The organism is Moheibacter lacus, from assembly GCF_014042165.1.
In the GTDB taxonomy this organism is placed as follows: domain Bacteria; phylum Bacteroidota; class Bacteroidia; order Flavobacteriales; family Weeksellaceae; genus Moheibacter; species Moheibacter lacus.
In genome coordinates this window covers 103,000-122,269 of record NZ_JACDZE010000005.1, presented here as the reverse complement: position 1 = coordinate 122,269, position 19,270 = coordinate 103,000, and the positions used below count along the sequence as shown (strand labels likewise).

Sequence of the window (19,270 nt, the reverse complement as noted above, 5' to 3'; positions counted from 1 at the left end):
TCAAAAAACATTTGGTAAAGTGGGATAGATGATGTTATCTTTGCAACCCCTTACGAAAGGAACTATGTTTAAAATGTGAGGGAAGCTGAATAAGCAGAGACGATCATTAAGGTATAATTATTAGATAGATTAAGATTTGCGGGTTAAGAAAAAAACTTTCAAAAAAGATCAAAAATAATTTGTCAGAGTGAAAAAGATGCTTACTTTTGCAGCCCGATTCGAGGAGACGAGAAAATGGAAAGTCAAAGAGCCGATCATCGAAAATAAGTTAAAAAAATAAATTCGAAAAAAATTGAAAATTTATTTTGTAGTTTAAAAAAGATGGTTACCTTTGCAGCCGCTTAGAGAAACAGAGAGACGAATTAAGTGAAAAAGAAACGAGAAGTTCATTTGAAATAATAGAAAAGAAGAAAAAAAGCCTAGAATAGAAAAACGGTCAATTCGAGCAAGATAGGATACAAAATTCGAAGTATAAAAACATCAAAAATTTTTAACAACGGAGAGTTTGATCCTGGCTCAGGATGAACGCTAGCGGGAGGCTTAACACATGCAAGCCGAGGGGTATGATTCTTTCGGGAATCGGAGACCGGCGCACGGGTGCGTAACGCGTATGTAACTTGCCCTAATCAATGGGATAGCCCAGGGAAACTTGGATTAATACCGTATAAAACTTAGAACGGCATCGTTTAGAGTTAAAAGATTTATCGGATTAGGATAGACATGCGTATGATTAGATAGTTGGTGAGGTAACGGCTCACCAAGTCGATGATCATTAGGGGGCCTGAGAGGGTGAACCCCCACACTGGTACTGAGACACGGACCAGACTCCTACGGGAGGCAGCAGTGAGGAATATTGGACAATGGGTGAGAGCCTGATCCAGCCATCCCGCGTGCAGGAAGACGGCCCTATGGGTTGTAAACTGCTTTTATACAGGAATAAACCACCTTTCGTGAAGGGTGTTGAAGGTACTGTATGAATAAGCACCGGCTAACTCCGTGCCAGCAGCCGCGGTAATACGGAGGGTGCAAGCGTTATCCGGATTTATTGGGTTTAAAGGGTCCGCAGGCGGACCTGTAAGTCAGAGGTGAAAGCCGGCAGCTTAACTGTCGAACTGCCTTTGAAACTGCAGGTCTTGAGTAAAATTGAAGTAGCTAGAATGTGTAGTGTAGCGGTGAAATGCATAGATATTACACAGAATACCGATAGCGAAGGCAGGTTACTAAATTTTAACTGACGCTGAGGGACGAAAGCGTGGGGAGCGAACAGGATTAGATACCCTGGTAGTCCACGCCGTAAACGATGGATACTGTCTGTTGGGTCGCAAGATTCAGTGGATAAGCGAAAGTGATAAGTATCCCACCTGGGGAGTACGTTCGCAAGAATGAAACTCAAAGGAATTGACGGGGGCCCGCACAAGCGGTGGAGCATGTGGTTTAATTCGATGATACGCGAGGAACCTTACCAAGGCTTAAATGTATAATGACCGATCTGGAAACAGATCTTTCTTCGGACAGAATGCAAGGTGCTGCATGGCTGTCGTCAGCTCGTGCCGTGAGGTGTCAGGTTAAGTCCTATAACGAGCGCAACCCCTATCACTAGTTGCCAGCGTTTCAAGACGGGGACTCTAGTGAGACTGCCAACGCAAGTTGCGAGGAAGGTGGGGACGACGTCAAGTCATCACGGCCCTTACGCCTTGGGCCACACACGTGCTACAATGGCCGGTACAGAGGGCAGCTACTATGTGAATAGATGCGAATCTCGAAAGCCGGTCTCAGTTCGGATTGGAGTCTGCAACTCGACTCTATGAAGCTGGAATCGCTAGTAATCGCAAATCAGCCATGTTGCGGTGAATACGTTCCCGGGCCTTGTACACACCGCCCGTCAAGCCATGGAAGCCGGGGGTACCTGAAGTTGGTGACCGTAACAGGAGCTACCTAGGGTAAAACTGGTAACTAGGGCTAAGTCGTAACAAGGTAGCCGTACCGGAAGGTGCGGCTGGAACATCTCTTATATAGAGTACGACGAATTTTTCTGTCAATTAACGCAAAGGTTGACTGTTTTTTTAGGTTTTTTTCTTCTTTTTATACTATACGAAGTTCGAAATACGAAAAGGGATGTTAGCATAATATTTAACTATCCAAAATCAAACTTCAAACTTCGAAAAAGACCACTCTTTTTTGAGAAAGAGTCTCATAGCTCAGCTGGTTAGAGCGCTACACTGATAATGTAGAGGTCGGCAGTTCGAGTCTGCCTGAGACTACTGAGAGGTTTAAAGTTCAAAGTTTAAAGTTCAAGGTTAACTTGAAACATTAAACCTAAAACGTTAAACTAAACAAAAAGAGGGGAATTAGCTCAGCTGGCTAGAGCGCCTGCCTTGCACGCAGGAGGTCATCGGTTCGACTCCGATATTCTCCACAGAGTCCTGATAGAAAATCTCTTAGGGGATTTAGGGACTGAAGAGTTCATTGACATACTGGAAGAAAATAACGAGAAATAGACAATTTCATTTGTATAGCGATATACAATGAGCATTATAATAAAGAATAAAACAAAAACAATAACCGAACACGAGAGCGGCGGTTAGAAAAAAGTTACTAAGAGCGTATGGCGGATGCCTAGGCTTCGAGAGGCGATGAAGGACGTGATAAGCTGCGATAAGCTGCGGGGATTGGCACATACAATTTGATCCGCAGATTTCCGAATGGGGCAACCCACTATGTTGAAGGCATAGTACCCAGTAATGGGGGCGAACGTTGGGAACTGAAACATCTAAGTACCAATAGGAAAAGAAATCAATTGAGATTCCGCAAGTAGTGGCGAGCGAACGCGGATTAGCCCTAAAGCTTTTATATGTTTAGCAGAATAACCTGGAAAGGTTAACCAAAGAAGGTGAAAGTCCTGTACGCGAAAGGCATATATTAGTTATAACGAGTAAGGCGGGACACGTGAAATCCTGTTTGAATATGGGGGGACCATCCTCCAAGGCTAAATACTCCTCGAAGACCGATAGTGAACTAGTACTGTGAAGGAAAGGTGAAAAGCACTTCGAATAGAAGGGTGAAATAGAACCTGAAACCATACGCTTACAAGCGGTCGGAGCCTACGGGTGACGGCGTGCCTTTTGCATAATGAGCCTACGAGTTAATGTCACTGGCAAGGTTAAGTAGTTCAGCTACGGAGCCGAAGCGAAAGCGAGTCTGAATAGGGCGGATAGTCAGTGGTATTAGACGCGAAACCTTGTGATCTACCCATGGTCAGGTTGAAGCTTTGGTAACACAAAGTGGAGGACCGAACCCGTTGACGTTGAAAAGTCTTGGGATGAACTGTGGGTAGGGGTGAAAGGCTAATCAAACTGGGAAATAGCTCGTACTCCCCGAAATGCATTTAGGTGCAGCGTTGTGTTAAGTATCTTAGAGGTAGAGCTACTGATTGGATGCGGGGGCTTCACCGCCTACCAATTCCTGACAAACTCCGAATGCTAAGATATGTTTCACAGCAGTGAGGGCATGGGTGCTAAGGTCCATGTCCGAGAGGGAAAGAACCCAGATCATCAGCTAAGGCCCCCAAATGTATACTAAGTTGACCAAACGCGGTCGGATTGCATTGACAGCTAGGATGTTAGCTTGGAAGCAGCTATTCATTTAACGAGTGCGTAACAGCTCACTAGTCGAGCGATCCGGCATGGATAATAATCGGGCATAAGTATACTGCCGAAGCTATGAACTCGGCTAAGCCGAGTGGTAGGGGAGCATTCTATCGGCGCAGAAGCAGTTCCGGCGAGGAATTGTGGAGCTTATAGAAAAGAAAATGTAGGCATGAGTAACGATAATGCGGATGAGAAATCCGCACGCCGCAAGACCAAGGTTTCCTCAGCTATGCTAATCAGCTGAGGGTTAGTCGGGTCCTAACATATACCCGAAAGGGGAAGTGGATGGCAAACGGGTTAATATTCCCGTACCTGCTCACAACAAAGTGACGGTGAGAAGTAGCTAGTGCGTACTGACGGAATAGTACGTTGAACCTAGGTAAACTAGGGATAGTACACAAAGCCTTCGGGTGGCGTGATAATCTAGTGAAGTCTCATCCAAGAAATAGCGAGTGAAGCAGCCCGTACCCCAAACCGACACAGGTGGTCGAGGAGAGTATCCTCAGGCGCTCGAGTGAATCGTGGTTAAGGAACTAGGCAAAATAGACCTGTAACTTCGGGAGAAAGGTCGCTGACAGCAATGTCAGCCGCAGTGAAAAGGCCCAGGCGACTGTTTATCAAAAACACAGGACTCTGCAAAATCGAAAGATGACGTATAGGGTCTGACACCTGCCCGGTGCCGGAAGGTTAAGGAAGGGGGTTAGCTTTTAGCGAAGCTCTTGACTGAAGCCCCGGTAAACGGCGGCCGTAACTATAACGGTCCTAAGGTAGCGAAATTCCTTGTCGGGTAAGTTCCGACCTGCACGAATGGTGTAACGATCTGGGCACTGTCTCAACCACGAGCTCGGTGAAATTGTAGTATCGGTGAAGATGCCGGTTAATCGCAATGGGACGAAAAGACCCTGTGAACCTTTACTATAGCTTCGTATTGACTTCGGGTAAACAATGTGTAGGATAGGTGGGAGACTTTGAAGCATGCACGCCAGTGTGTGTGGAGTCGACGTTGAAATACCACCCTTTGTTTATCTGGAGCCTAACCTCGGCTGAGCTGAGGGACATTGCGTGGTGGGTAGTTTGACTGGGGTGGTCGCCTCCAAAAGAGTAACGGAGGCTTTCAAAGGTGGGCTCAGCACGCTTGGTAACCGTGCGTAGAGTGTAATGGCATAAGCCCGCTTGACTGTGAGACCTACAAGTCGATCAGGTGCGAAAGCAGGACATAGTGATCCGGTGGTTCCGTATGGAAGGGCCATCGCTCATAGGATAAAAGGTACTCCGGGGATAACAGGCTAGTCTCCCCCAAGAGCTCACATCGACGGGGAGGTTCGGCACCTCGATGTCGGCTCGTCACATCCTGGGGCTGGAGAAGGTCCCAAGGGTTGGGCTGTTCGCCCATTAAAGTGGCACGCGAGCTGGGTTCAGAACGTCGTGAGACAGTTCGGTCTCTATCTATTGTGATCGTTAGAAGTTTGCGTGGGCTTGACTCTAGTACGAGAGGACCGAGTTGAACGAACCTCTGGTGTATCAGTTGTGCCGCCAGGTGCACCGCTGAGTAGCTACGTTCGGTTAAGATAAGCACTGAAAGCATATAAGTGCGAAACTTGCCACAAGATGAGACTTCTTTTAAGGGTCGTTGGAGATGACAACGTTGATAGGCTACAGATGTAAAGGCAGTGATGTCAAAGTCGAGTAGTACTAATTACCCATAAACTTTGCTAACCGCTGCGTGTTGTTGGTTATTGTTTTTGAATTATTTAAAAGATGGATGATGGAAGTCGGAAGATGGAAATCAACAAAATTATAATCTAATGTCGATTTATCGACCTTCCAGATGTCAAAATATACGCCTCTAAGGGCTAAAAACTTAGGGTGGTTATAGCGGCAGGGCTCACCTCTTCCCATTCCGAACAGAGAAGTTAAGCCTGCCAGCGCCGATGGTACTACGAAAGTGGGAGAGTAGGTCGCCGCCAGTCTTTTTTAAAAGCTCATCAATTAATTTTGATGAGCTTTTTTTGTTTCAAGAAATTTCGTTTAACGTTCAAGGTTTAAAGTTTAATGTTTTTATTACTCAATTATTCATAAACTCAACCACTCAACAAATCAAATATTCATTCNGTCAAAATATACGCCTCTAAGGGCTAAAAACTTAGGGTGGTTATAGCGGCAGGGCTCACCTCTTCCCATTCCGAACAGAGAAGTTAAGCCTGCCAGCGCCGATGGTACTACGAAAGTGGGAGAGTAGGTCGCCGCCAGTCTTTTTATGAAATCCTTATCACATTTGTGGTAAGGATTTTTTTGTTTATTAGATTTAAGATTTAAAGTTCAAAGTTCAAGGTTTATGGTTTAAGGTTCAAATATTCTGTTACTCAACCACTCCGTCACTCAATCACTCAACCATTCAATAATTCAACCAGCTACGTAAAAAAATAGCGACAGGGATTACCTCTTAACAATCCGATCCGCCGCGGCGGATAAGCCTGCCAGCGCCGACCCCGAAACATCGGGGCTACGAAAGTGGGAGAGTAGCCGAAGCAGTGCTTCGGGCCGCCAGTCTTTTTTAAAAGCTCATCAATTAATTTTGATGAGCTTTTTTTGTTTCAAGAAATTTCGTTTAACGTTCAAGGTTTAAAGTTTTTTATTACTCAATTATTCATAAACTCAACCACTCAATAAATCAAATATTCATTCACCTGATTTTTATACCTGAAATCCACCGGAATTCATCCTCTTAATTTCAAATTCTTAATCTTAAATCATTATTCTAAAACCATAGACAATCTTTTGCGAGTCTAATGTCTTGAAAAGCAGGTTTCTGTATTGATTTATTCCAACCCTTTGAATAATTATTTTACTATAGATTTAGGAAAAACCTATTATATTGCTGAAATTTCAATTCTAAATTTAGATGGGAAATTGGTATTCCATAAATACTTCAACTCAATTTCTAAGGAAGAAATTCAATTGTCAATTCCAACCGGGATTTATTTGGCGAAAATTAAACTTGACCATTAAAATGTTATCACGAAAAGGATTATAGTGTGTGAATAATCTTTCATACTTGAATCTGTCAAAAATTGTTTTGAATTTTTGGCAGATTTTTAATGGACGATGTAAGGATTATAAGGGATCAATTCGGGTTTACCAAATTCAAAATTCATTAATTCATAATCATTGTTGTTAAATGTATTGGTTTTGAATAGGTTATCTCCAATTCCCGGAATGGTATTGTACCAAGCAAGGGAAAGTTGGAAATTACTGAACACCAAATAATCATTGGTAAATAATATGCCCAAACCTATTTTGGCGTACATTTTCCCATCGGTTAAATTCTCTCCTTCATTACTGATTAAACCTAAAGAAGAATTGAGAAAAGGGGAAAAGCGGAAACCTAGAAATTCGTATGGTGAATAGGTTTGGATTTGAAAATTGGTCAACCATTTATTGGTTCCAATTACATCTTTACTATAAAATCCGGGGATGCCTTGAGGATCATTTTCATTTAAAGTCAATCGGTCACCTCGGGAGTCTACCCGATTATTACCTATGATGATTTGAGACGAGATGAAATTTCTGAATTTCCATCTTCCCCAGGACATCAATCTGGTAAAATAATTGGTGCCGAAAGAAAATACGGATTGTTCCGTTTTATTGTCCTCTACCAAAAATCCTCCATACTCCATTTCAAATCCGAAAAATCCAAGCCGATAATAATTTCCCATTTTAAATCCACCGGCTAAATAAAATCGATTTCGGTTGTTTTTATTTTGAATACCTGTCGTGATTCCATAGGAAAGACCGATGGGAATATCTTCCACGATATCATAATTGACGATGTACCGGTCTTGCACAAACCCTCGTCTGGAAACACCGATTCCCAATAAATAAAATTGTTCATCTGCATAAAAATTGACCGGATCTAGTTCAGGAATAGGGCTTTTTACATAATTGACTTGGAAATAGCGCGATGATAAAATCAAATTATTGACCCTCTCAGCTGCAGATTTTTCTTTTTTAAACAACTGAAATGAAACGGCACCCCAATAGTCTTGTAAATCATATTTATAATCCTGAGTGCCTATTCCAACCGAATTTGGAATAGAATCTCTATAGGTTCTTTGTCCTATCAATGCGCCTCCTGCCCATCTGGTCAATGGTGAGAAAAAACGTCTTTCCAGTGCAACCGATTTGGTATATTCATTTTCTTCAAAACTTGAATATCCAATGCGAAATCCTATGAAAGATCTTTGGATATTTGGGATGGAATATCGGGTTTGAAACTGGTATTTTCCATTTTCGAAATTTTGTCTATACCGATTGTCAAAATCATGTCCCAAACCCATGAAATTTCGGTCTCTCAGCCGCACGCCAACTTTACTTCCGGAAAGCGTTAGATTGGGCGCGATGGTCCATGCATCCAACGTACGGAAATTAACATCCACACTATCTTCATTGACAGCTACCAAATCAATTTTTACTCTTCGCGTAAACCGTTCACTCCTGATCAAACGTTCAGATTCGATGAGTTTTAAAGAATCCAGTTTTTCTCCTTTTTTTACCAGAATATAGTTTCTTATCACATACTTTTTAGTTTTGACATGAACCGCATTTCCGGCTTTTTCTATAAATTTTTCGGGAATATCCAGGGTATCTATAACAGAAAATCCAAAAGGATCCAGAGTCGTAATGTTGATGTTTCGGATGATTTTTCCTTCAAAATTTAAATAATTGGATTGGGTTTCACCAAATCGATCAGAAGTTTTGGAGGCTTTTTTTGTTCCGGGCTTTTTGACCAATAATTTATGGACAAATCGATTGAATTTATTTTTATTTCGATAATTTTCAAGTGATTCTTGGAAGTTATCTTCTTTATTTTCAGATGTTTCGGAAGGATTGGGAATAGAGTCTTTTTTCCCAACTTCTTGTGAAAAGCAATAGGAAACAAAGCCTAAGACAAACAAAACTACCAATAGATTTTTTACCAAATTGTGAAGCATTCATCAAATAAACAATGTAAATTTAATCGAAATTTATTGGTTTGAAATTTTAATTTGGTTTTTAACAAGAGATCATAAGATCTTTAAATTGAATTCAAGAACCATGTTTCTATCCTCGTAAATTTAGAAGATTTGGTTTACATTTGATTTAAATCAAAGTATATGCAAAGAAAATACATATCCAATAGCATTTTAAGGCAATTGTTTTTCATCATCATTGCACTCACAACGGGGATTTTGATCTTAATCAATCTGAAAGCATTTGTTCCAGGGATTTTGGGTGCGTTTTGTTTGTATGTATTATTGATCCATCCCTTGCGATGGATGATTTATAAATGGAAATTGAATAAAACCTTTTCAGTTGTTATTCTCATGCTAACGAGTGTTTTGGTCATTGCAACACCATTATTATTTTTGATTAATTTATTGACTGATAAAGTGAGTGCCGCAATAGACAGCAAAGATGAAATCCAACAAAAAATAGAGCTTGGTCTATCTCAAATCAATAAAGAGTTGGGCGTAGATATTCAGAAAGAAATCAATTTGGGAGATGTTTCTGCTGTAGTGGTTAAGGTGGTTCAAGAACTACTCAATACTTCTATCAATGGAATTATGCAATTATGCATTGCCTATATGATTTTATATTTCATGTTGATGAATTTCCGGAAAATGGAAAATTGGTTTTACCAAAACATTCCTTTAAAAACAGAGAATCTCGTCATTTTAAATAAAGATCTGAGGGAATTGGTCATTTCCAATGCTGTAGGCGTACCATTAGTCGCTTTGCTTCAGTCTTTGGTGGCTTATATTGGATATTTGATTTTCGGTTTAGAAGGTGCGTTTGGCTGGTTTATATTGACCATATTTGGAGCGATGATACCAGTGATTGGAGCTGCCATCATTTATATTCCGGCTTGTCTTTATTTGTTGGCGACAGGCGAAACGACCAATGCCTATCTTTTATTTGCCTATTGTATGATCGTGGTCGGTTTTTCAGATAATATATTCAGACTTTGGATTCAGAAAGTCATTGCAGATGTACATCCATTGGTTACCATTTTCGGTGTTTTTCTTGGCGTTAGTTTATTTGGATTCATCGGAATTATATTTGGTCCTATATTACTTTCCCTTTTCTTTTGGATGTTTAGAATCTATAAATTAGAGTTCTCCAATCGTCCCAAAGAAAACTCACCTTTAGAAAAGGAAGACCTTTAATCTTCTGTAAGATCAAGCAATTAGATCGGCTAGTTAAAATATTTTGTATCTTTGAGTCAACAAGAATTTGAATAATATCAAAATTATTATTCCTTTCAGGGGGTCGTTTTAGGTCAATTGCTTTTCTGCCACAGAATTTATTTAGCATTCGCAATTAAATTCACTTGAAGTGCAACAATGCCTTAAATAGCACCCCCGTTTTATTACCTTAACAAGTTTGTTTGTCCAAAGTTTTAGTCCTATCTTCGTAAAGATTTTAGTGAAATGAGGGTATATTTTATTTATAGCGTCTATTTTGCTGCAACACTTATTCAGTCGTTGTCCTATCTTTTGGATGATATATTTCTTCAAGACTCAAAAGAATTTCTTTTTTAACCCCTGTCTCAACTCATGACAGGGAATTTAGAGGTGAATTAAATTATTGTGCTTACCGTTTGGAACTTTTGGAAGGCCAAGAGGCTTTCTTTATGGTATGAGTTTGATTTATGGCGGATAGCAAATGTTAAAAAAGAGAATTAAAATGTTAGATAATATTATTGTTACAACCGGAATTTATGACTTGGTAAAAGATCAGGTCAGAAGAAAAAAAGTAACCCAATCAGAAGAAGATTTACTCAATAATGAATTGAAATTTGCTCAGCAAGTTTTAAGAAAAGATCTACCGGAAGATAGGGTGACGGTTAACCGTAAAGTTACCATAAAAGACCATACTTTGAACTCGGAAGATATTTACTTTTTTGTAGATTCCAACAAGGAAAAAAGAAAGAAAGGTAAATATTCCATTACTTCAAACATCGCACTAGCCGTGATTGGGAGAAAAACGGGTGATAGTTTTCTTTGGCCTTTTAAAGAAGGAGAAAGAAAATTAGAAATTCTAAACGTTGAAGAAATTCAGGATTAAATATAAAAACGGAATGAGCAGATTCATTCCGTTTTTTATTTTAATAATGATTTTTAACCGCCGACGCGTTTCACTTTAAACCCTTTTTCTTTAAGAAATGCCATGATTTTATCGCGATAATCTCCTTGAATGATGATTTTTTCATCCTTAAAACTACCTCCCACACTAAGTAATTTTTTGATTTCTTTGGCCAATTTTTTGAAATCTTCATCCGCTCCGGTATAGCCTTCTAAGATGGTTTGAGGTTTTCCCTTTCGCTTTTCATATTTGCAAATGATAGGCTCATCTTGCATCCATAAATCGGAAGTTTCCTCTAGATTTTCCTCTTCAGAAACAATATGATCCGGAAATAAATTTTTCAATTGATCTTGTAAATCCATTCCCCAAACCTACAAAATTTTAGAGAATTTAAATCTAAATTTGACTTTTAAAAGATTTATCATGAATTTAAGTTATTGGGAATTGGATACTTATTTCCGAAACGTTGATTTTACCATCATCGGTAGTGGGATCGTCGGATTGAGTACGGCTTACCATTTAAAATTAAAGTATCCGGAGGCCAAAATTCTGGTGCTTGAAAAAGGAATTCTACCGGAAGGCGCCAGTACTAAAAATGCCGGATTTGCATGTTTTGGAACCCTTTCTGAAATCCTTTGGTATTTAGAATCCAATCCAGTGGAAGAAATCTATCGATTGGTCGAAAGAAGATGGAAGGGATTGCAAAAACTAAGAAAGCTTTTAGGAGATCAGAAAATTGACTTTCATAGTTGGGGAGGATACGAAGTTTTCCGAAATCAAGATCGGGAAATGATGGAAAAAAGTTTGGATCAAATCGATGAAATTAACCAATGGATTTTCCCAATTTTTGATGCCAAATCCTTTAAAAAATCCAATCAGAATTTTGGCTTTCAAAATACCATCGGTATGATTGAAACATCATTTGAAGGACAAATCCATACCGGAAAAATGATGAAAGCTTTATTGGCTTTGGTTCAATCAAAGGGAATAGGTGTGTTGAACAACATGAAAGTATCCAATTTATCTGATTTAGAGAATTTTGTTGAATTAGAATTAAACAATAAGTTCAAGTTAAAATCCAAAAAAGTTATGCTTTGTACCAACGCATTTACGCAACAACTTTATGATCTAGATGTGGTTCCGGCAAGAGCGCAAGTGCTCGTAACCAAGCCGATTGAAGATTTAAAATTGAAAGGCTGTTTCCACATGGATGAGGGTTTTTATTTTTTTAGAAATATAGGGAACCGAATTCTCTTTGGTGGTGGAAGAAATCTAGATATCCATGGTGAAACTACAACCGAATTTGGCACGACTGATTTGATTCAAAATCAATTGGAAACCTATTTAAAAGAAATCATTTTACCAGGTGAATCGTTCGAAATCGAACACCGATGGAGCGGAATCATGGGCATGGGTGCGCATCGAAATCCTATCGTCAAACAACTCTCAGAGAACGTTTATTGCGGCGTTAGGCTTACCGGAACCGGAATTGCGATAGGGAGTTTGGTTGGTGAAGAATTGGCCGATATGGTAAATTATTAACGCGTAGTGCAGTATATGGTTTCTGGTTTAATGATTTGATTATCAAAAATCATGATAAAAATCTAATTTATTAACATACTTCATGTAGTTATTCTAATTGAACAATAAGATCAATTAATCCAATTAAATTATTGACATTTAAATATTTACGAATTTAAATTTCGAAAGTATTCACCGCTTCCAATGTCTTTTCAATTTCTTCATTTCCGATGGAGTCCGAAATAAACCAAGTTTCATAACCAGAAGGTGGGAGGTAAATTCCTTCTTTCAGCAGATGATGAAAAAATTGGTTAAAAACACCGTGATCAGCTTTTTGCGCATCATCGAAATTTTTCACTTTATGATCACCAAAAAAGAATGAAATCATCGATCCAAATCGGTTCACAGTATGCGCAATTCCTTTTTCGGAGAGAAGGGATGAAATTTCTTCGTGAAGGATTTTGGTGGTTTCGTTGATGCGTTCGTATAATTTTAAATCTTCATGCAAAATGGATAATGTGGTCAACCCTGCACGCATGGCGATGGGATTTCCTGATAAGGTTCCTGCCTGATAAACCGGTCCGATTGGTGCCAAATGCTCCATGATTTCGCTTCTTCCAGCAAAAGCTCCAACCGGAAATCCGCCGCCGATGATTTTTCCGTAACAAACCAAATCCGCATCGATATTCAATGCTTTCTGAGCGCCTTCAAATCCTAGTCTGAATCCGGTCATCACTTCGTCAAAAATCAACAATGCGCCATTTTCAGTACAAATTCTTCTTAACTCTTCCATGAATCCAGGTTCAGGAACGATGCAGCCCATGTTTCCGGCAATCGGTTCGATGATCACAGCAGCAATTTCCTCCGGATTGTTTTCAAATAAGTTTTTTACAGATGTAATGTCGTTGTAAATCGCTAACAATGTATCTTTTGCAGTTCCTTGTGTAACGCCGGGACTGTTCGGGTTTCCAAATGTAATCGCGCCACTTCCGGCTTTGATCAGAAACGAATCCGAATGACCATGATAGCAGCCTTCAAACTTGATGATTTTATCGCGCCTTGTAAAGCCTCTAGCAAGTCGAATTGCGCTCATACAAGCTTCTGTTCCTGAATTCACCATTCGGATTTTGTCCACATTTGGGACGTTTTCTGTGATGAATTTTGCGATTTCAACTTCTAATTCTGTAGGCGTTCCAAATGAAAACCCTTTTTCCAATTGTAAACTTACGGCTTCCAGAACTTTGGGATGGGTGTGCCCTAAGATCATCGGTCCCCAAGAATTGATGTAGTCGATATAGCTTCTTCCATCCTCGTCGTACAGATAAGCACCTTGTGCTTTTTTCATGAAAATAGGTGTTCCGCCTACAGATTTAAATGCGCGTACTGGTGAATTTACGCCTCCGGGAATGAAATTTTGCGCTTCTTGAAATAGCGCACTGCTTCTTTGGTAAATCATTATCTTTTTCGGGTTTTCAGATTCAATATTGTTCCGGCTTTCGGTTGTTGACCGGCTTCCATTTTGTTCAATTTATATAATTTTGAAATTTTCATTCCAACTTTTTGGGCGATCAAATACATGGTTTCGCCAGCTTGTACAGTATAATTTTTTTGCGCTCCTTTGTTTTTCTTTTTGTCTAAAAATACCAATTGGCCAGGAATTAATTTCCCATCAACTGGTAGTTCGTTATAGGAAGCTAATTCTTTGGTTTTGAATTCATAAAGCTGTGCTAATGAAACTAATGATTCACCTTCTTGTGCTACGACATAATTCACACCAACCGGATGATTTTTTATGCGCAAAAATGGGTTTTCCATTCGCTTCTCAACTCTAATTTCTTTTGATGCATTGGATGTTTTAGGTTTTGCAGATGCGATAAGCGGTTCGTCTTTTACTGTGACCACTGGAACCGGTACCGGAACAACAGCAGGAACCGGAACACTTGAAAGCATGACCTTTTTGTCAAAATTTCCATATAATTCTTCCAATTTGGCATAAACTTCTAAAGAAGTAATTTTATCAAATTGATCCAAATTGTATTTCTCAATTCTCGAAATCAAAATTCCTGCATATTTTGGATTGGTCGCATATCCGGCTTTTTTCAGACCATGCGCCCAAGCTTTATAATCATGCAGTTTTAATTTGAACAAATCTTTGTAGTAGGGTCTTTCCGCCAGAAATTTGGAATGATCCCGATAGCTTTCTTGAACAGTTCCGTATTTGCGGAAACATTCGTTTGGTGCATCATCGGTATGGCTGATGGTCGGTCCGCTCCATTCTTTCGGACTTTTGCATTTGATTCCGAAATGATTGTTGGCGATTTCGGCCAAACGACTTTGACCACCTCCGGTTTCCAAAATACCTTGCGAAAGCGTGATGCTCGCAGGGATTTTGTACAATTCCATTTCTTCAACTGCCAGAAGGGCATGCGCACGTATGTAATCCAAATCCCGGGATTCTTGTGCGAATATTTGTGAAATAAAAAAGAGTAAAATCAATCCCAAATTTCGTTTCATCATACGATCAGCTTTTTATTTTTTTGTTTCAATTTTTGATTCATACCCGCATTTCCCTGAATTCCACCTGTGTGAACGGCAAGAATTTTTGATTTTGGAGGGAAATATCCATTTTCTATCAAATCATATATTCCAAACATCATTTTCCCGGTATAAATCGCATCCAAAGTTACATCAAATTGCGCTTTAAATCCGTTAACGAAATCCAATAATTCGGGTTTTACTTTGGCGTATCCGCCGAAATGATAATCAGAAATCAGCTCAAAATGGGAACGATTTGTAAATCGATTTATTTCATTGACCAAATAGTCGGAATCTTTCAAAGCCGGAAAACCCAAAACTTTCTGATGATTTTCAGCCGAATTGATCAATCCCGAAATCGTTCCTCCAGTTCCTACCGGACAACAAATAAAGTCAAAATCCTTTGTATGATTTCGGAGAATTTCTTCACAACCTTTTACCGCTAGTTCATTAGTTCCACCTTCCGGTAAAATGTAAATATTCCCGAATTCCGATTTTAATTTGTCCAAAAATTCCGGAGAATTTTTGTTTCGGTATTGTTCTCGCGAAATGAATTTGAGATGCATTCCACAACTTTGAGCAAAAGTCAGTGTCGGGTTTTCATTTATTTTTTCAGCTAATTCTTCTCCGCGAATTATGCCGATGGTTTTTACGCCAAATACTTTTCCGGCAGCAGCTGTAGCGGAAATATGATTGGAATAAGCTCCACCAAAAGTTAGAAGTGCATCATGATTTCCTTTGGAGAATGCTTCCAAATTGTATTTTAACTTTCGGAATTTATTGCCGGAAATTTCAGCATGAATTTGATCTTCACGCAAAATTGAAATTTCTATGTCATTTTTCTTTTCAAGAAATTGAATTTCGGATTGTATTTTAGGGAATGAGATCATCTGATTGTGTAGTTAACCGCAAAGTTCGCAAAGAATGAAAGGAAGAGTGCAAAGTTATGATTATAAATACTTCGTAAAAGACCAAAATTTCCGGTTTTTCAGATAGTCCAAATTGATTTCATTTGCATAAGCTTCTTTTTCAAAACTGATGTTGAAATAAGCTACCAATGGGTTTTTGAATTGAATCCAGCGAATCAAAAATTCGAATCCGTACCACAAAAAGAAAAATATCCAAAGCATTTCGATTTGTTGACGCAAATGGATGCGTTCATGGTTGATGATATTTAGATTTTCTTTTAGGGCTTTTTCACGCAAAAAAATAAAAGGATAAATCGCCAAACCCCGAAAGTTTTTTGCAAATAACCAAGAAATGACCACGACAAACATAGTGCAAATTTAAGGCGTTTCCAGTTGTCGATAGTCCAATTTTAAATTGAATTCGACAGCAAATTTTTGTTGTTCGCTCAATAAGTTGTTTTCCAATTCCAAAAATCGATTGAAATGACCTTGTGTATCCTTATAAACGCCTTCTGAAAGGGATTTGAGTCGTTCCGGAGAATTGAATTTATACAAAATACTATCGATTCCGGGTGTTTCTCCGAAATACGTTTTCACATAAGTAAAATAATCAACTGCCGATTTTTTGAAAGTTTCATTGCCTTGGAAATCACTCAAAATTTGTGTTTCTTCTAAACCCGATTCTGCCGTTTCTACCAATTTTTTCCGATGTTTCTGAATGGTTGCATAACTGTTTTCCGGAATGAAAATAGAGTCCATTTGCTCCACGATTTTCAATTGGGGTTTAATTATGGTGTCGTTATAATCAATGGCGGTTTCGCCCGTACAGGAAGTTAGAAAAAGAAAAATGAAAATGAGTAAACCGATTGATTTCATACCGTAGTTTTATCAAAATTAAGAAATTCGATTTGAATTAGGAAAGCAACATTTTTTTTATTAAAACAATTTGTCCCAAATGGTAATAGGCGTGTTCGATCATTGCATCTATGTTTCGCAAATAGGTTCCGTACTTTTCATCCACGAAACTTTCTTGCAATTTTTCATCGCTCATTTGCTCTGTCAAAAAGGCGAATTCTTCTGCATCTTCCCAAAATTTATCTAAAAAATCTGCCCATTCTTTCTGAGTTGTAATGGGAGGGAAATCAAAGCTGAATTGATCTTTTATGTCTAACGAACCTCCGTTGAAAACTTGTTTTACACCGGCGATGTAATAATGTATATGCTGCGCCAAGTCAGCAATCGTATTGAGATTCTCTACTTTTTTAACCGCTATTTCCCACGACAAATTATTTAATTCCTGTTTGTAGTTGGTATACGCGATAAATGTTCCGTTCAGGATAACTTCTCTGAAACGGTCTGCAAGAACTTTTGAATTTCTCATGGATTAAAATTAATAATTTTTAATTCGCCAAGGTTTTGGATAATAATTATTGGATCGGTTTCCGATGAATTTCACAAATCCCAAACCTAAATTTTCATAAGTCAAAAGATAAATTCCTTTTTTTTCTAAATCTAAATCTGGGTCATTTCCACGTAAAAATTCCAAAGCAGATTTTTCATCCAATTCTACTTCTGGAAAATGATGTAATTTTTGATGAAAATTGGCCAAAGCTTGTGCCGGAATGAAATCTTTGCCTTTTAATTCACCTAAATCTATGCCCGAATAAACGATATTCAATTTCTTCGAAATATAATTTTTTACCGTTTTGAGTTCATTTGTTTCCCAAATGATCATTCCATTTTCTTCCTTGATGTTTTCGCTCTCAACCAAATCTGGAATTTGAATGGATTTCCCTTTTTTTGAATCGGGAAGATTGAGTAATCCAAAACCCGAATTCTTTTTCATGACCGAAACAAATAAACCTTCACCCTGAACTTTATGCGGATAAAAATAATACCCAAAAACACCATTTAATTCAACTTCTTCAATTCCCCAATTTTCCGGAAAATCAAATTGGATAGAACTCAAATCAAATTCCTCACACGCCCAATTCACCAATTCTTCATTTTCCTTTGGGTTAAAAGTACACGTACTATACGCCAAATAACCATCCTTAGCTAAAGTTGGGAGAATGTCTGCGAGAATTCGTTTGGAGCGTTCTGCGCAAAGTTGACAATTGGCTTCTGACCATTCGCGCATCGCTATGTCATCTTTTCTGAACATTCCTTCACCGCTGCAAGGCGCATCGACTTGGATATAATCAAAAAATTCGTCCAATTCTGTGAATTGTTTGGGATCGTTTTGCGTGATGATGAGATTTTCAGAAATTCCCAAACGGATATGGTTTTCCTTTAAGATTTGTGCTCTTGGTTTGATGACTTCGTTGGCAATCAACACCGAATTTTCATACAATAAACTTTGCAATAAAGTAGATTTTCCACCTGGAGCTGCACAGAGATCCAAAGCGCGTTTCGGTTTGGATTCCGTGAAAATTTGATGAAAAATTTCTCTCAAAATCATCGAAGAAGACTCCTGAACATAATAAGCGCCTGAGTGCCAGAGCGGATCTGTAATGAACATTTGATTCTCCGATAGAAGTTTCCCATTTTCATTCCAAGGAATAGTTGGTAATTCTGAAAATTTTTGAATGTTTTTCTTGGGATTTAGACGAATCGATTGCGGAATTTTTGATTCGTAAGCATTTTGAAAGTCTTGAAATTCTCCTTCAGAAAATTTCGATTTCATTCGCTCCAAAAATGATGCGGGTAGTTTATTCATCAAATGCAAAAATAAATCAAAACCTAAAAACGGTTTGCAATCCGTCTCTACAAATTTGATATTTTAGTCAAATGAATCCAATCAAGAAAAAAATAGTCGTTCTCACTGGAGCAGGAATCAGTGCGGAGAGCGGGATTTCAACTTTCCGGGATGCAAACGGACTTTGGGAGAATCATGACATCATGGAAGTTGCATCTATCGAAGGTTGGAGAAGGAATCCGGAACTGGTGTTAAATTTTTACAATCTGAGGCGAAAACAATTAAAAGAAGTACAACCCAATTCAGCGCATTATTTTCTAAAAGAATTGGAAGAAAAATACGATGTCGTCGTCATTACGCAAAACGTGGATGACCTACATGAACGTGCTGGTTCTTCTAAAATCATCCATCTGCACGGCGAATTGTTAAAAGTTCGAAGTGAAAAAGATGAGAATCTAATTCTGGATTGGTCGGAAGATATAAATATTGGAGATGTAGCAGCAGACGGTTCACAGCTCCGACCGCATATCGTTTGGTTTGGTGAATTGGTTCCTAAATTGGAAGAAGCAATTGAAGAAATTTTAACCGCAGATATCATGTTGGTCATCGGAACATCTTTGCAGGTTTATCCGGCTGCATCTCTGATTGATTTTATGGAATATGGAAAACCTATTTTTGTAATCGATCCCCATTCCGTTTCTATTCCAAACAATCCCCACATCCAAGTCATCCGAAAAACAGCAACGCAGGGTGTAAAGGATTTGGAATTTAAATAGTATTTTTCCAATTCAAATAAATTTACGTTTTTTGGAAAGAATTTTGATAAATCCCGAACT

Annotated in this window: 14 protein-coding genes, 2 tRNA genes and 4 rRNA genes; 11 read left to right on the top strand and 9 right to left on the bottom strand. The window is 38.8% G+C overall.

Annotation, left to right across the window (positions count from 1 at the left end):
* The first annotated feature begins 493 nt into the window (after positions 1-493).
* The 7 genes from HU137_RS12840 (at position 494) to HU137_RS13140 (ending at position 6,656) form a co-directional block, all read left to right on the top strand.
* A 16S ribosomal RNA gene (locus HU137_RS12840) occupies positions 494-2,012 on the top strand.
* A 175-nt stretch (positions 2,013-2,187) separates the two neighbouring features.
* Positions 2,188-2,261: transfer RNA gene (locus HU137_RS12835), tRNA-Ile, on the top strand.
* An 81-nt stretch (positions 2,262-2,342) separates the two neighbouring features.
* Positions 2,343-2,416 (top strand) — tRNA-Ala (locus tag HU137_RS12830).
* A 169-nt stretch (positions 2,417-2,585) separates the two neighbouring features.
* Positions 2,586-5,363, top strand: a 23S ribosomal RNA gene (locus tag HU137_RS12825).
* A gap of 146 nt (positions 5,364-5,509) precedes the next feature.
* Positions 5,510-5,617 (top strand): 5S ribosomal RNA (rrf, locus tag HU137_RS12820).
* Positions 5,618-5,791: 174 nt separating this feature from the next.
* Positions 5,792-5,899 (top strand): 5S ribosomal RNA (gene rrf, locus HU137_RS12815).
* Together the 16S, 23S and 5S rRNA genes with 2 tRNA genes alongside form the textbook arrangement of a ribosomal RNA operon.
* A 562-nt stretch (positions 5,900-6,461) precedes the next feature.
* Positions 6,462-6,656, top strand: a complete 195-nt coding sequence (locus HU137_RS13140; RefSeq protein WP_394367620.1) for a T9SS type A sorting domain-containing protein — start codon at positions 6,462-6,464, stop codon at positions 6,654-6,656.
* An 86-nt stretch (positions 6,657-6,742) separates the two neighbouring features.
* Here the strand turns inward: HU137_RS13140 and HU137_RS12805 are convergent, their stop codons facing one another.
* Positions 6,743-8,638 carry a BamA/TamA family outer membrane protein gene (locus HU137_RS12805; protein ID WP_182044248.1) on the bottom strand — a complete coding sequence of 632 codons (1,896 nt, stop codon included), beginning with the start codon at positions 8,636-8,638 and terminating at the stop codon, positions 6,743-6,745.
* Positions 8,639-8,800: 162 nt separating this feature from the next.
* Between HU137_RS12805 and HU137_RS12800 the strand changes: the two genes are divergently transcribed.
* Complete coding sequence (locus HU137_RS12800) at positions 8,801-9,853, top strand: AI-2E family transporter (RefSeq protein WP_182044247.1); 1,053 nt, start codon at positions 8,801-8,803, stop codon at positions 9,851-9,853.
* Positions 9,854-10,373: 520 nt separating this feature from the next.
* Positions 10,374-10,754 (top strand): GreA/GreB family elongation factor, encoded by a 381-nt coding sequence (locus tag HU137_RS12795; protein WP_182044246.1) that lies wholly within the window; start codon positions 10,374-10,376, stop codon positions 10,752-10,754.
* A 53-nt stretch (positions 10,755-10,807) separates the two neighbouring features.
* On the opposite strand, the gene HU137_RS12790 is transcribed toward HU137_RS12795, so the two are convergent.
* Positions 10,808-11,134 (bottom strand): translation initiation factor, encoded by a 327-nt coding sequence (locus HU137_RS12790; RefSeq protein WP_182044245.1) that lies wholly within the window; start codon positions 11,132-11,134, stop codon positions 10,808-10,810.
* A 61-nt stretch (positions 11,135-11,195) separates the two neighbouring features.
* Here HU137_RS12790 and HU137_RS12785 point away from each other — a divergent pair, with 61 nt between their 5' ends.
* Entirely contained in the window at positions 11,196-12,314 is a 1,119-nt protein-coding gene (locus HU137_RS12785) for an NAD(P)/FAD-dependent oxidoreductase (RefSeq protein ID WP_182044244.1), read from the top strand.
* A gap of 154 nt (positions 12,315-12,468) precedes the next feature.
* Here the strand turns inward: HU137_RS12785 and hemL are convergent, their stop codons facing one another.
* Genes hemL through HU137_RS12750 form a run of 7 tightly spaced genes read right to left on the bottom strand, consistent with a single transcriptional unit; the run spans position 12,469 to position 18,455 of the window.
* Positions 12,469-13,749 carry a glutamate-1-semialdehyde 2,1-aminomutase gene (hemL, locus tag HU137_RS12780; RefSeq protein WP_182044243.1) on the bottom strand — a complete coding sequence of 427 codons (1,281 nt, stop codon included), beginning with the start codon at positions 13,747-13,749 and terminating at the stop codon, positions 12,469-12,471.
* Complete coding sequence (locus HU137_RS12775) at positions 13,749-14,810, bottom strand: glucosaminidase domain-containing protein (protein ID WP_246361567.1); 1,062 nt, start codon at positions 14,808-14,810, stop codon at positions 13,749-13,751. Before HU137_RS12775 ends, hemL begins: the two co-directional genes overlap by 1 nt.
* Positions 14,807-15,718 carry a 1-aminocyclopropane-1-carboxylate deaminase/D-cysteine desulfhydrase gene (locus HU137_RS12770; RefSeq protein ID WP_182044242.1) on the bottom strand — a complete coding sequence of 304 codons (912 nt, stop codon included), beginning with the start codon at positions 15,716-15,718 and terminating at the stop codon, positions 14,807-14,809. The genes HU137_RS12775 and HU137_RS12770 overlap by 4 nt, the downstream gene beginning before the upstream one ends.
* Positions 15,719-15,778: 60 nt before the next feature.
* Complete coding sequence (locus HU137_RS12765) at positions 15,779-16,105, bottom strand: hypothetical protein (protein WP_182044241.1); 327 nt, start codon at positions 16,103-16,105, stop codon at positions 15,779-15,781.
* A 9-nt stretch (positions 16,106-16,114) separates the two neighbouring features.
* Positions 16,115-16,612 (bottom strand): LIC11966 family surface protein, encoded by a 498-nt coding sequence (locus tag HU137_RS12760; protein WP_182044240.1) that lies wholly within the window; start codon positions 16,610-16,612, stop codon positions 16,115-16,117.
* A gap of 37 nt (positions 16,613-16,649) precedes the next feature.
* Positions 16,650-17,117 carry a DUF1572 domain-containing protein gene (locus HU137_RS12755; protein WP_182044239.1) on the bottom strand — a complete coding sequence of 156 codons (468 nt, stop codon included), beginning with the start codon at positions 17,115-17,117 and terminating at the stop codon, positions 16,650-16,652.
* A 9-nt stretch (positions 17,118-17,126) separates the two neighbouring features.
* Positions 17,127-18,455, bottom strand: a complete 1,329-nt coding sequence (locus HU137_RS12750) for an RsmB/NOP family class I SAM-dependent RNA methyltransferase (RefSeq protein ID WP_262890140.1) — start codon at positions 18,453-18,455, stop codon at positions 17,127-17,129.
* An 80-nt stretch (positions 18,456-18,535) separates the two neighbouring features.
* On the opposite strand from HU137_RS12750, the gene HU137_RS12745 reads away from it, so the two are divergent.
* A complete protein-coding gene (locus tag HU137_RS12745; protein WP_182044254.1) occupies positions 18,536-19,210 on the top strand; it encodes an SIR2 family NAD-dependent protein deacylase in 675 nt (224 codons plus the stop codon).
* Positions 19,211-19,270 lie beyond the last annotated feature (60 nt).

Bases quoted from the DNA above. Each gene is read 5' to 3' on its own strand.
- HU137_RS12805 (WP_182044248.1), bottom strand. From the start codon at position 8,638: ATGCTTCACAATTTGGTAAAAAATCTATTGGTAGTTTTGTTTGTCTTA.
- HU137_RS12800 (WP_182044247.1), top strand. From the start codon at position 8,801: ATGCAAAGAAAATACATATCCAATAGCATTTTAAGGCAATTGTTTTTC.
- HU137_RS12795 (WP_182044246.1), top strand. From the start codon at position 10,374: ATGTTAGATAATATTATTGTTACAACCGGAATTTATGACTTGGTAAAA.
- HU137_RS12790 (WP_182044245.1), bottom strand. From the start codon at position 11,134: ATGGATTTACAAGATCAATTGAAAAATTTATTTCCGGATCATATTGTT.
- HU137_RS12785 (WP_182044244.1), top strand. From the start codon at position 11,196: ATGAATTTAAGTTATTGGGAATTGGATACTTATTTCCGAAACGTTGAT.
- hemL (WP_182044243.1), bottom strand. From the start codon at position 13,749: ATGATTTACCAAAGAAGCAGTGCGCTATTTCAAGAAGCGCAAAATTTC.
- HU137_RS12775 (WP_246361567.1), bottom strand. From the start codon at position 14,810: ATGATGAAACGAAATTTGGGATTGATTTTACTCTTTTTTATTTCACAA.
- HU137_RS12770 (WP_182044242.1), bottom strand. From the start codon at position 15,718: ATGATCTCATTCCCTAAAATACAATCCGAAATTCAATTTCTTGAAAAG.
- HU137_RS12765 (WP_182044241.1), bottom strand. From the start codon at position 16,105: ATGTTTGTCGTGGTCATTTCTTGGTTATTTGCAAAAAACTTTCGGGGT.
- HU137_RS12760 (WP_182044240.1), bottom strand. From the start codon at position 16,612: ATGAAATCAATCGGTTTACTCATTTTCATTTTTCTTTTTCTAACTTCC.
- HU137_RS12755 (WP_182044239.1), bottom strand. From the start codon at position 17,117: ATGAGAAATTCAAAAGTTCTTGCAGACCGTTTCAGAGAAGTTATCCTG.
- HU137_RS12750 (WP_262890140.1), bottom strand. From the start codon at position 18,455: ATGAATAAACTACCCGCATCATTTTTGGAGCGAATGAAATCGAAATTT.